Below are 12,736 nucleotides of genomic sequence, written 5' to 3'. Positions count from 1 at the left end.
CCCCTGTCAAAGCCGCGCGCTTGACAGCCGCCGGGCGCGGCACAATACTTAAGTCAATACTACAGTATCAAACGCAACCTCTCGACCTGGCTTTCCAGGCCCTGTCCGATCCCGGTCGGCGGGCCATGGTCGAACGCCTCGCGCGCGGTCCGGCCTCGGTCAGCGAACTGGCCGCCCCTTTGCCCATGACCCTGTCCGCCGTGGTCCAGCACCTGAAAGTCCTTCAGGACGCCGGCCTTGTGAAAAGCGAAAAAGTGGGACGCGTGCGCACCTGCACGCTCGAGGTCGAAGCCATGACGCGCGTCGAGGCCTGGATCGCCGAACACAAGCGCTTCTGGGAACAGCGATACGACCAGCTGGACGCCTATCTCGCCCAATCGTCTTCAGGGGAAACCCCATGAGCCTGACCCATGCGACCTTCACCATCGAGCGCGTGCTGAATGCTCCGCCCGAACGGGTGTTCGCGGCCTATGCGACTCTGGAGGCCAAGATGGCCTGGTTCAAGGCGCCGACCGACATCGAAACCCTGCACCGGGATTTTGAATTCCGCGTCGGTGGCCGGGAGCGTTTTCACGCACGCTGGCCCAGCGGTCTGACCAGTGACTTTCAGGCCGTCTATCACGACATTGTCCCGAACGAGCGGATCATCCTCGTCTACGACCTGTTCCATAACGCCGATAAACTCTCGGTCTCGCTCCAGACCATTGAGCTCCGGCCTGAGGGCGCAACCACCCGCCTGCTGCATACCGAACAGGGGGCCTATTTCTCTGGCGGCATCGAGGCGGTCCAGGGCCGTGAGCACGGCACCGCCTGGCATGTCGACAACCTCGTCGCCGTGATCGAGGGCCGCGAACCGAGGGCCTTCTCATGACGCTCGAGCTCTTTGCCCACCCGTTTTCGTCCTACTGCCAGAAGGCTCTGATTGCCTTCTATGAGAACGACACCCCCTTCACCCTGCGGATGGTCGAAGATTCGAAGGTGGCCGAAGAACTGGCCGCCCTCTGGCCAATGAAGCGCTTTCCGATCCTGCGGGAAGGCGGTCGTGTGGTGCTCGAAGCCACGATCATCATCGAATACCTCCAGCGCCATCACCCGGGTCTGGTGAAACTGATCCCCGACGACCCCGATCTCGCGCTCGAGGTCTGGATGCTGGACCGGTTCTTCGACAACTATGTCATGACGCCCCAGGGCAAGTTCGTCTTCGACGCCATTCGCCCGGCGGAAGATCGCGATCCTTACGGCGTGGAGGAGGCGCGGAGGATGCTGGAGACCAGCTACACCTGGCTGGACCAACGCATGGCGGGCCGGACATGGGCGGTGGGGGACAGCTTCAGCATGGCCGACTGTGCCGCTGCGCCATCCCTCTTCTACGCCGACTGGACCCACCCCATTCCCGAAGCGCTGGGGCATCTCAAGGCCTATCGGGCTCGCCTGCTCAGCCGCCCCTCCTTCGCCCGTGCGGTCGATGAGGCTCGCCCGTATCGGCACTATTTCCCGTTGGGCGCCCCGGACCGGGACTGAAGGCGCTAAACCTCGCTGCCGGTGCGCCAGAGGCCGCGGGCGAGCGGCTCGATCATGTACTGCAGCAGGGTCCGGCGCCGCAGCACGATCACCACCTCGACCGGGGAGCCCGTCCGGATGGAATTGGCGCCGCGTCCCAGCTTGGCCAGCTCTTCCGGCGGCACGACGATCTCGGCCCGGAAGTAGCGGGCGTTCGAGCCCTCTTCGGTGAAGCTGTCGGCCGAAATCCGTTCGACCCGGCCCTTCAGGATCGGCGGGTTGGACGAGCGCAGGCCCGGGAACTTCACCTCGGTCAGCAGGCCCACGCGCAGATTGTCCACGTCGTTCGGCTGCACCCGGGCCACGATGATCTGTGAGGCGTTTGACGGCACGATCTCCATCAGCGTCTGTCCGGCCTGGATCACGCCGCCGGGCGTGAAGACCGTCAGGCCGACGACCTGGCCCGAGACCGGCGCCCGCACCCGATTGCGCTCGATCTGGGCGCGCACCTCTGACAGGCGCGGCTGGAGTTCGTTCAGCTGCACCTCCACCGCGCGGAGTTGTTCGGTCACGTCCTCGTCCATGTCAGTGCCGACGCCAGACATCTGAAGCCGCGCCTCGCCCATGGCCTCATTGGCGCGCGCGATCTCGGCCCGCAGGGATCCGGCCTCGCCGTCGAGGGCCGCCGCCTGCCGCTCCAGTGCGCGCACCCGGCTGATGGGGGCATAGCCCTGCTCGGCCAGTCGCCGAACGTCGGCCAGTTCGTCCTCGATCAGACGCCGCTGTTCGGCATTGGCTTCCAGTTGCCGCTGATAGCCGGAGACCTGCTGCTGGAGCTGGTTGACCCGTTGGCCCAGCACACCGCGCTGGGTCGAGCGGCCCGTACGGCGGGCATTAAATTGCTGGCGTTGCAGGGCCATGGCTTCGTTGGCCAGGGCCTGATCCTGGGGGGGCATGGCGCCGAACTCGGGCGGCACCGGGATGCTGCCGAGACCGTCCCGCTCGGCCGCCAGCCGGGCTCGCTGGGCCAGCAGCGCCACCACCTGACCCGCCAGGCCACGTTCGGTCGCCGCCAGTTCGCCACCCGCGACCTCGACCAGAATCTGTCCAGCCTCGACCGTATCGCCCTCGGCGACGTGGAGTGCACTGACAACGCCGCCATCGCGGTGCTGCACGGCCTGGCGGTTGCCGGACACGGATACCTGGCCGCTGGCAAAGGCCCCGGCGTCCAGCGGGGCAAAGGCCGCCCAGCCCAGGAAGATGACGAAGAACAGGGCGATTACCGCGCCACCGACGATCAGCTCACCCCGCGGCGAATCCTCCGGTCCGGGTAGCGGAGCCTCGACCGGCGCAGGCTCTAGCGCCGGGCGCGGGCGATCCAGATCGGGAAAGCTCATATCGCTCATGCCGACTGCGCTCCCGGCGGCGGGACGACCGTGGGCTTGGAGCGCCCGGGGTTCAGCCGCATCATGACCTCGTCGCGCGGCCCCTCGATCTGCACTGTGCCCTCTCGCAGCATCAGCAGGCGATCCGCACCGCCCAGAACACCGGCCCGGTGCGCGATCATCAGAACCGCGGCCCCCCGGGCGGCGGCGCCACGGATGGCCTGAAGCAGGGCCGCCTCACCCTCCTGATCCAGGTTGGCATTGGGCTCGTCCAGAACCAGCACGACCGGATCGCGATAAAGCGCCCGGGCCAGCGCGACCCGTTGCGACTGGCCGACCGACAGACCCGAACCATTTGGGCCGAGGCGGGTGTCATAGCCCTCGGGCAGGCGCAGGATCATCTCATGCACGCCTGCGGCCTTGGCTGCGGCGACCGCCAGCCGGTCGACCTCCTCGGCGGTGGCACCCAGGGCAGACTGGAAGCGCGAGATATTGTCCTTCACCGTTCCCGCGAACAGGCCCGGCACCTGGGGCAGATAGCCGATGTGTTCGGCCAGCCGGTCGCCTTCGCGGGCGTCATAGTCGGCACCGTCCAGCCGGACCGAGCCGGCGGTCGGCGTGATCGCGCCGGCCACCACGCGCGCGAGCGTCGTCTTGCCCGATCCGCTCGGGCCGATCACGCCCAGCACCTGACCGGGTTCGAGGCTCAAACTGACACCCTTCAGCTGCGGAACCTGGGTGCCCGGCAAACGCACCGTGACCTGTTCCAGCGCCAGTCGCCCTTCCGGGGCGGGCAGGGTGGTCAGCTCGCGGTCCACGCGCGCGGTCGAGGCAAACACCTGCAGCAGGGATTTCCACGACGCCTTCGCCTGCATCAGGGTCGGCCAGGCGCCGACCATCTGTTCGATGGGCTGCACGGCCCGGGTCAGCAGCACAGAAGCCGCGATGATCGATCCGGCTGAAATCTGGCCGTTGACGGTCAGATAGGCCGCCAGACCCAAGGCGGCGGACTGCAGCATCAGCCGAAGAAATTTGATGATGCCGGTATAGCGGCCGCCGGTGAACTGGGCCTCGGCCTGCCGCTGGGTGGCGATCTGACGCTGCCGGACTTGCAGGGCGATTCCGGCCTGGCGCATGCCCAGGGCGCGCACGACCTCGCTCTGGGCTGCCATGCTTTCCTGGGCGGCATAGGCGGCCTGCCCTTCCTTCATGGCGTCGTTCAGGCGGGGGCGGCTGTCACGCTCATTCAGCATCGCCAGCACGAACAGCACGATAGCGCCTACCAGCGTCAGGGCGCCCAGCGCCGGGTGCAGCAGGAAACAGCAGCCGATGTAGATCGGGGTCCACGGGGCATCGAACAGGGCCAGCGCGCCCTGACCGGACACCGCACTGCGCACATGATCGAACTCGCGCAGGACCTGACTTCCGGGGGACTGGGCCTGCAGGTCGACGACCCGGCCCAGAAGGCGGGACACCAGCAGACGGTCCAGCCTCAGCCCCGCCCGCACCAGCAGCCGCGTCCGCAGCCAGTCCAGCAGGGCCAGCGTCGCCAGCGCAAACACGGCGATGGCGCTGACCAGCAGCAGGGTCGGCACGCCGCCGGTCGGCACGACCCGGTCATAGACCTGCATCATGTACAGGGTGGGCGTCAGGTACAGCAGGTTCACAAGCGCGCTGAACACCCCGGCCCACACGAAGTGCGGGCGGCACGCCTTGAGCGCCTCGGCGAGAGGCTCGGTGCCGGGTTTGCCGGGGATCAGGTCGTTGAACACGCGCAACTCAGGGGTTCGGCCGACGTTCGACCGGGGGATGTCTTAGTCTAGCCACCGATTGGTGATCGAGATAGGCCCCTGACGGCAAGCGGCCGTCGCCACAGGGAGTTTTCCGCCATGAACGGACTCCATCCCGGTCTTTTCGGACTGGTCGCCCTGGCCCTGGGGGCCGGAGCCTGCACGGCGGCTGAACCCCAGGCGTCGACTCCCAAAGGAGATGCCGGAATGACACATGCTTCGCAGGATGCCCTTCCGGTCGGCCCCGAGGAGGTCAGCGGCCTCTGGGCGCTTCATGCCTCGGACCGCCCGGACGACACGGAATGCCGCGTTGCGCTCCAGAGAACGCCGCAGGGCGACGGCTTCGGCGTCTATCTGGAAGGCTGCGAGAAGACGGCCATCGCGCGGGTCGCGGGATGGCGTATCGTTGACGGTCTGGTCGCCCTGACCGATGCGGGGGGTGAACCGGTGCTCCGTTTCCGGCGCACCGGCCTGAACCGGATGGAGGCCGAGACCGGCGGCGTCACCTACCGGCTCGAACCTGCCGCCATGATGTAGTGTTCGGCGATCAGTGCAGGCCCTCGCCGTGCTGGGTGACGTCGAGGCCCTCGATCTCCTGTTCACGGGTGACCTTCAGCCCGGTCGTGAAGCGGCAGATCATCAGCACGGCAAAGGTGCCGACCGCGCTCCAGGCGATCACCGCGACCAGACCCAGGGCCTGATTGAGGATCGAGGCGCCGTCCGCCGCCGGATTGATGGCCGCCGAGGCAAATACCCCCGTCAGCAGGGCCCCGACGATGCCGCCCATGCCATGCACGCCGAAGGCGTCCAGGCTGTCGTCGTACTTCAGGGCGCGCTTCAGCCAGACCGCGCCGAAGTAGCAGGCCGGGCCCGAGATCGCGCCGATCAGGAACGCGCCCATCGGATCGACCAGACCGGCGGCCGGCGTCACCCCCACCAGACCGCCGACGATCCCGGACAGCAGGCCCAGAAGGGTTGGCTTCTTGTGGTCGATCCACTCGACGATCATCCACCCAAGCGCCGCCGTCGCCGCCGCCAGAATGGTGTTGAGAGCCGCAACGGCGGCAATGCCGTCCGCAGCCCAGGCCGAACCGGCATTGAAGCCCAGCCAGCCGACGAACAGCAGGCCCGTGCCGATGGCCGTGAGCGACAGGTTGTGAGGCGCCATATTGTCACGGCCAAAGCCGTGGCGCGGCCCCAGCACCAGGGCGCAGACCAGCCCCGCGACGCCAGCGTTGACGTGCACCACGGCACCGCCAGCGAAGTCCAGCACGCCCATGCTGCCCAGATAGCCGCCGCCCCAGACCTGATGGCAGATCGGCGCATAGACAATCAGGTGCCAGAGGCCGAAGAACAGCAGCGACGCCGAGAACTTCATTCGCTCGGCAAAGGCTCCCGCGATCAGCGCCGGCGTGATGATGGCAAACGTCAGTTGATAGGCGATCCAGAGGAACTCCGGCAGGCCCGGTGACAGGCTGTGGGCGGTGTCGATGCCGACCCCCCGCAGGAAAGCCGCATCCAGCCCGCCCACCAGACTGTTCACGGCGGCAGGGCCCTGGCCGAAGGACAAGCTGTAGCCGGCCACGAACCACAGCACGGTCACGATCGCCAGCGCGGCGGTCGACTGGGCGATGGTCGCCAGCAGGTTCTTGCGGCGCACCATGCCGCCGTAGAACAGCGCCAGCCCCGGCAAGGTCATCAGCAGCACCAGGGCCGTCGACGTCAGGATCCAGCCGGTTGCGGCGGGATCGATCTCAAGGGCGGCCTGATGGGCCATAAGCGGGGAAGGGGGCATGTCAGGGATCCGGGGCGGCTCAGGGGAGGAGGCGGCGAGGCCGACTCCGGCTGAACCCGACCCCCCGGAACCGCATAGGAACCTATTGCGCTGCGATAGGCAATTCCTGCGTGTGCGGTGCAATATCGACGGGATCGTGCGGGGCGTGACGGGCGCGTCCCGGTTGCGCGCACATTCCCGCCCTTTGGCTTCGCAGCTGCGTAACCCCTCTCCAAACCTTACGGATTCGCAATGTTCGCGCCCTTTGCGCGGCGTCGGTCCCGGTTTAGGACTTTCGGGAAGGCTCCGGTCGAGGAGCCGGAAACAGGGGTGTATCCATGAGACCGTCCACGCTTCGCAGCTATCTGATTGCGGGCGCCTGCCTGCCCGCCATCCTGGCGACTGCCGCCCAGGCCCAGTCGACCGATCTCCGTCCCGATCCGCTGGCCGCGGTGCCGGCCACGGCGTCGGATGCCGATGCCCTGATCCAGGACTCGGCCCTGCCGCCGCTTCCCGACGTGGACATCCCCTTCACCCGCTATGTGCTGGACAACGGCCTGACCCTGATCGTGCACGAGGACCACAAGGCCCCGATCGTCGCGGTCAACATCTGGTACCATGTTGGCTCCAAGAACGAGCCGGAAGGCCGTTCGGGCTTCGCCCACCTGTTCGAGCACCTGATGTTCAACGGGTCGGAGAACTTCAACTCGGACTTCTTCAAGGCGACCGAACTGCTGGGCGCCACTGACCAGAACGGCACGACCAACAACGACCGCACCAACTACTTCCAGAACGTCCCGACCAGCGGCCTCGACGCCATGCTGTGGCTGGAAAGCGACCGCATGGGCCACCTGCTGGGCGCGGTCGACCAGGCCCGCCTCGATGAGCAGCGCGGCGTCGTCCAGAACGAGAAGCGCCAGGGCGAGAACCAGCCCTATGGCCGCGCCTGGAACGCCATCACCTTCGCCACCTATCCGGACGACCACCCTTACGGCCACACCGTCATCGGCGAGATGGCCGACCTCGACGCCGCCGAACTGAGCGACGTTCAGGACTGGTTCCGCAGCTACTATGGCCCGGCCAATGCCGTGATCGTGCTGGCCGGCGACATCACGCCGGAAGAGGCGCTGGCCAAGGTCCAGCACTACTTCGGCGACATCCCGCCCGGACCGCCGGTCACCCAGCCCGCTCGCATGATCTCGCGCATGGAAGGCGAGCAGCGCGAGGTCATGTATGACCGCGTGGGCGAGCCGCGCCTGTACAAGGTCTGGAACGTGCCGCCGGCCGGCGAGGCCGACACCGACCACCTCGGCCTGCTGGCCCAGGTGCTCACCTCGGGCCGCAATTCTCGCCTGTACAAGCGTCTGGTGTTCGATGACCAGATCGCCACCAATGTCGGCGCCTTTGTCTCGGACGGCGAGATCGGCAGCCAGTTCATGATCATCGCGACGGCCAAGCCGGGCCAGGACCTGGCCGAGATCGAGGCCATCATCGACGAGGAACTCGCCCGCCTGCTGGCGGACGGCCCGACCCCGATCGAGCTGGAGCGCGCCCGGACCTCGACCGGTTCGGCCTATGTGCGCGGTCTGGAGCGGATCGGCGGCTTCGGCGGCAAGTCCGACCTGCTGGCCGAAGGCGAGGTCTTCCACGACAACCCCGCCGCCTGGCGCGTCAGCTACCAGCGCATCCTCGATGCCCGTCCGGCCGATCTGGTCGCTGCGGGTCGTGAATGGCTGTCGGACGGGTCCTACAGCCTCGAGGTCCTGCCGTTCCCGGACTATCAGGCTGCGGCCACGGGGGCTGATCGCTCGCAGATGCCGCAGGCTGGCGAAATGCCGATGGCCAGCTTCCCCGACTTCGAGCGGGCGACGCTGTCCAACGGTCTGCAGGTCGTTCTGGCCCCCCGTTCGGGCGTGCCGACCGTCAGCATGAACCTCATCGTCAACGCCGGTGCTGCCGCCGAAACGGCGGACAAGAACGGCCTGGCCGTCCTGACGCCTGCGGTCATGACCAACGGCACCGAGACCCTCGATGCCCTCGAGATCAGCGACCGCCAGCAGCTGCTGGGCGCCACCCTCGGGGCCAACTCGGCCGTCGACTATACGGTGGTCAGCATGACCGCCATCGAGTCGCGCCTGCGGCCGTCGCTGGCCCTGTTCGCCGATGTGGTCATGAACCCCGCTTTCCGTGAGGAAGACTTCCAGCGGGCCCGGACCCAGCAGATCTCGGGCATCCAGCAGTCGAACCGTAATCCGGGTGCCATCGCCAACCGGGTTCTGGCCGACGCCCTCTATGGCGACAACAGCCCCTATGGCCGCGCAACCTCGGGCACCGAGGCGACGGTCCAGTCGCTGACCCCGGCGGACGCCCGGGCCTTCCACGACACCTGGTTCCGTCCCGACAACGCCACCCTGGTGGTCGTCGGCGACACGACCATGGCGGAACTGGTGCCCGAGCTGGAGCGCGCCTTCGCGGACTGGGATGCGCCCTCGACGCCGCTGCCCGAACGTGCGGGCGTCGGCACGCCGCCCAGCTACAGCCAGCCGCAGGTGCTGATCGTCAACCGGCCCGGTCCCCAGTCGATCATCATGGCCGGTCGCCTGATCGATCCGCTGAACCCCGAGACCGAACCCGCGATCACCGCCATGAACACGGCGCTGGGCGGGGCCTTCACCAGCCGGATCAACATGAACCTGCGCGAGGACAAGGGTTGGTCCTACGGCGCCGGTTCGGGCATCCGCCGCACGCCGGGTGAGCGTCTGTTCCTCGTCTCGACGGGTGTGCAGGCCGACCGCACGGCCGACAGCCTGGTCGAGATCGACCGCGAGCTGACCGACATCGTCGACGGTCGTCCGGTCGCCGAACAGGAACTGGCGGCGCATAAGGCCAACCTGATCCAGGGCATGGCCGGCGATTGGGAAACCAATGGCTCGGTGGCCGGTGATCTGGTGCAGATGGTCGTCTATGGCCTGCCGGATGACTACTACGACCGCAGCGCCGCCGGATTGGCCGCCACCACCCCCGTCTCGGTCTCGGCCGCGGCCCGGGACGTGCTGGGCGACGGTCCGACCGTCTGGGTGGTCGTCGGTGACCGCGAGGCGATCGAACCCAAGATCCGCGAGCTGGGTCTGGGCGAGGTCCGCGTGGTCGACATCAACGGCGATCCCGTCGAGTAGGGCTCACCCCACACGACACGACTGACAGGGGGCGGCGTCCATCGGGCGCCGCCCTTTCTCTTGTGCGCAGGGCAGGCGCGAGGGTGTGCGCACGCGGCCTTGAGAAAGACCGTCTGAAGGGTCTGAATCTTCTGAAACCGGGGCCTCGTCTGGCTTGTGAGGCCGATGTTCAGACCCGCCCGCCGTCTGAAAAAGACCGTCTGAACCGTCTGAATGGTCTGAAAAGGGTTCGCTTCCTCCGGTGGCTGAAAGGGCTGCACATCTTGGTGCGTCTCTGGATCAGGGCGCGCAGGTCATCGCCGGGCGTCGGTAACCCCTTGGGGTGCGGCGCCTTTCACAAGCCGGGCATGCGTAGCTCGTCCGTCGGAGCGCCCAAAGAAAAAGGGCCGGCGCTTGCGAGCCGGCCCTTGCAGTCGTGGGGAGGAAGACTTCTGAAGGATCAGAAGCGGGTCGTCAGGCTGATCGAGCCGCTCTGGCCCAGGTCATAGCCATTGGCGGTGATGCGGTTGCCCAGCTCCTGGTACTCCAGATATTCCTCGTCCAGCAGGTTCCGCAGCTCGATGGCGAGGCCCATGTCGCGGCCGCCCCATTCGAAGTCCTTGCGATAGACGAAGTCGAGCATCACGCCCGGCTCCTGGATCAGGTCGGGCTCGCCCGGGCGGCCGCGGGCCGAGCTGCGCTCGGACACCCAGGTCACCAGAATGGTCGCCTGCGAGCGGGCCATGTCGTCTTCCCAGCCCAGTTGCAGGTTGGCCAGGTGTTCCGACTGACCCTGCATGCGGCTGCCGTCGATGATGTAGTCCGACGCCGGACGCTCGGCCCCGCCGGCCGACAGCACGCGCACGGTGTCGCCCGCGTCTACATTCACCTCGGAGTCGGTGAAGGTGTAGTTGGCCTGCACCAGCCAGCGCTTGTTGGCGATGAAGGACCAGCTGTAGTCCGGCATCTCCCAGTACTTCTTGGCATCGACCTCGAAGCCCATCAGCGTGGCGTTCGGCGCATTCAGATAGGTCTGCTGGATGACGCTGCCGATGTCGTTGATCGTCGATTCGATCGGGTTCTCGATGTCCTTGTAGAAGACACCGCCGGTCACATACTGGCCGCGGGCGAAATACCACTCGACGCGGGCGTCCAGGTTCACCAGCTCGGTATCCACCAGATAGGGGTTACCGAAGAACAGGCGGTCGTTGTCGGGATCCAGATACTGCTGCGGGGCCAGCTCGCGGAACTGGGGACGGCCGATGGTCTTCGACGCGCCCAGACGCAGCTGCATGTCCTCGGCGAAGTTCCAGGTCAGGGTCGCCGACGGCAGCCAGTAGCTGTTCTGCAGTTCGGTCGGCTGGAACACCAGGGCGCCACCGAACAGGTCGATCGGGGTCACGAACTGGGTCGCGTCCTCATAGCGGACGCCGGCCGAAACGCTGACCAGCGGCACGATCTCGGCCTCGACCTGCAGATAGGCGGCCTGGGTCTCCAGACCGGCCTCATAGGCGGCCGCGCCGCCCGAGGGCGTGATTTCCTGCAGCTCGAGCAGGGCCGGGCCGAGGTTGAAGTCCGAGAACAGATAGTCGACGCGGCTGTCCTGAACGTCCAGCGGCAGGCCGTTGGGCGCATAGAAGCGGAAGTCGCGACGCTCGGCGTTGCGGGTGTTGTCGGTGTAGGCCACGCCGCCACGCACGGTCATGTCGCGGACCGACGACAGGGCTGTGGTCCAGGCGAAGTCGGCACCGCCGCTGACGATCTCGTCCTCGAGCTCCGAGAAGCTGGTCGAGTTGCGCTGGGCCTCGGTGTCGTGGCGATAGACGCCGTCCGGGTCCAGGCGATAGCGGATCACCTTCTCATACGGGGCGTCGCGGTCGGTGCGGGCATAGGCCCCGCGCCAGCTCAGCTCCAGATCGCCATTCATCAGCCAATGCGTGCCGGCCAGCTGGCTGGTGAACAGGCTGCGCTCGAACCATTCGGTATAGTCGTCGCGCACCTCACCGGTGCCCGGCGCCGCAAAGTCCACGCCCTCGCGAGTGCGGGCTTCCTTGGTGACATTGCGAACGTACAGATTGGTCCACTTCAGCTGGTTGTTCTCGTTGCCGAGGCTCAGACCGCCGAGGAAGTTCAGACCGATGTCGTTCTCGGTCGAGACGTAGTCATAGTTGGTCTGGACGACCAGCTGATCGACGTCCAGGCGGCCTTCCTGCTGGATGCCGGTCCGGGTGCGCCAGTTGTTGTCATAGCCGGCCACAAACACCAGACCCAGCTCCAGCCCCGCGCCCACGTCCCACGAGCGACCGCCCGCGATGTCGAGGCCGAAGTTCGGCTGGATGTAGTCCTGGGTCTGAAGCAGGTTCAGCGGGGCGTTGACGAAGTCGCGCCCGATGGCCTGGATCTCGGCCGAGGTGAAGTTGGCGCCGGTGGCGACCCGGTTGCCGGTCGCGATCGCGTCCCGCAGCAGCCCGGGCACATCGCGCGTGCCGTCGTCAAAGCCGGTGAAGTCGGTGCGCGAGCCGTAGTAGATATAGCCCTCGCGGCCCGTGGTCTCCAGATTGCCGCCGATGCTGGCCGAGATGGTCAGGAAGGGCTCGCGCGGGGCGGTGATGGTCTGCAGGTCGATGACGCCGCCACCGAACTCGCCCGGATAGTTGGCCGAATAGGTCTTCTGGACCGTCACCCCGTCCAGCACGGACGAGGGGAACAGGTCCAGCGGCACCACGCGTTGCAGGGGCTCGGGACTGGGCAGGGGCGAGCCGTTCAGCAGGGCCGAGGAATAGCGCTCGCCCAGACCGCGCACATAGACGAAGCGGCCTTCGACGACCGACAGGCCGGTGACGCGGGTCAGGGCTGCGGCGGCATCGTCATCGCCGGTACGCTGCAGGTCCTCGCGCGTGACGAAGGAGGCGACCTCCGAGGTCTCGCGCAGGGGCTCGGGGATATAGCGGCCGAGGACGACGATCTCGTCGACCTGGGCCTCGGATTGCGGGTCCTGGGCGTCGGACTGGGCCGGAACCGGGTCCTGCTGCTGGGCCAGGGCCACGCCGGGCGCGATCAGCGCCGTGCTGGCGAGCAGCAGGCCGCTCAGTGTCAGGGAAAGCGTCTTCATGATCAGCGCCTCGAATGGGA

General features: G+C 67.2%; 9 protein-coding genes. 5 read left to right on the top strand and 4 right to left on the bottom strand.

Annotation, left to right across the window (positions count from 1 at the left end):
- Window positions 1-20 precede the first annotated feature (20 nt).
- The 3 genes from LC068_RS05240 to LC068_RS05230 are packed head-to-tail and all read left to right on the top strand — an operon-like array spanning window position 21 to window position 1,521.
- Entirely contained in the window at window positions 21-401 is a 381-nt protein-coding gene (locus tag LC068_RS05240) for an ArsR/SmtB family transcription factor (protein WP_226635103.1), read from the top strand.
- Window positions 398-871: an SRPBCC domain-containing protein gene (locus LC068_RS05235; protein ID WP_226635101.1), complete on the top strand. Its 474-nt coding sequence runs from the start codon at window positions 398-400 to the stop codon at window positions 869-871. The genes LC068_RS05240 and LC068_RS05235 overlap by 4 nt, the downstream gene beginning before the upstream one ends.
- Window positions 868-1,521, top strand: coding sequence for a glutathione S-transferase family protein (locus tag LC068_RS05230; RefSeq protein ID WP_226635100.1), 654 nt, complete (start codon window positions 868-870; stop codon window positions 1,519-1,521). The genes LC068_RS05235 and LC068_RS05230 overlap by 4 nt, the downstream gene beginning before the upstream one ends.
- Before the next feature lie 5 nt (window positions 1,522-1,526).
- On the opposite strand, the gene LC068_RS05225 is transcribed toward LC068_RS05230, so the two are convergent.
- Window positions 1,527-2,906 carry an HlyD family type I secretion periplasmic adaptor subunit gene (locus LC068_RS05225; protein WP_226635099.1) on the bottom strand — a complete coding sequence of 460 codons (1,380 nt, stop codon included), beginning with the start codon at window positions 2,904-2,906 and terminating at the stop codon, window positions 1,527-1,529.
- Window positions 2,903-4,657: a type I secretion system permease/ATPase gene (locus LC068_RS05220; protein WP_226635098.1), complete on the bottom strand. Its 1,755-nt coding sequence runs from the start codon at window positions 4,655-4,657 to the stop codon at window positions 2,903-2,905. The genes LC068_RS05225 and LC068_RS05220 overlap by 4 nt, the downstream gene beginning before the upstream one ends.
- 225 nt (window positions 4,658-4,882) lie before the next feature.
- Between LC068_RS05220 and LC068_RS05215 the strand changes: the two genes are divergently transcribed.
- Window positions 4,883-5,212 carry an AprI/Inh family metalloprotease inhibitor gene (locus LC068_RS05215; RefSeq protein WP_226635097.1) on the top strand — a complete coding sequence of 110 codons (330 nt, stop codon included), beginning with the start codon at window positions 4,883-4,885 and terminating at the stop codon, window positions 5,210-5,212.
- Window positions 5,213-5,222: 10 nt separating this feature from the next.
- Here the strand turns inward: LC068_RS05215 and LC068_RS05210 are convergent, their stop codons facing one another.
- Window positions 5,223-6,470: an ammonium transporter gene (locus LC068_RS05210; RefSeq protein ID WP_226635096.1), complete on the bottom strand. Its 1,248-nt coding sequence runs from the start codon at window positions 6,468-6,470 to the stop codon at window positions 5,223-5,225.
- A 317-nt stretch (window positions 6,471-6,787) separates the two neighbouring features.
- Here LC068_RS05210 and LC068_RS05205 point away from each other — a divergent pair, with 317 nt between their 5' ends.
- Entirely contained in the window at window positions 6,788-9,625 is a 2,838-nt protein-coding gene (locus tag LC068_RS05205; protein WP_226635095.1) for a M16 family metallopeptidase, read from the top strand.
- Window positions 9,626-10,064: 439 nt separating this feature from the next.
- Here the strand turns inward: LC068_RS05205 and LC068_RS05200 are convergent, their stop codons facing one another.
- On the bottom strand, window positions 10,065-12,716 hold the full coding sequence (locus LC068_RS05200; protein WP_226635094.1) for a TonB-dependent receptor domain-containing protein: 2,652 nt from the start codon (window positions 12,714-12,716) through the stop codon (window positions 10,065-10,067).
- Between the last annotated feature and the right edge of the window lie 20 nt (window positions 12,717-12,736).

Origin of the sequence: Brevundimonas poindexterae (assembly GCF_020524625.1) — a bacterium.
Classification (GTDB): Bacteria; Pseudomonadota; Alphaproteobacteria; order Caulobacterales; family Caulobacteraceae; genus Brevundimonas; species Brevundimonas poindexterae_A.
Note: the sequence above shows the minus strand (reverse complement) of the source record. Positions and strands in the feature narration are given on the sequence as shown.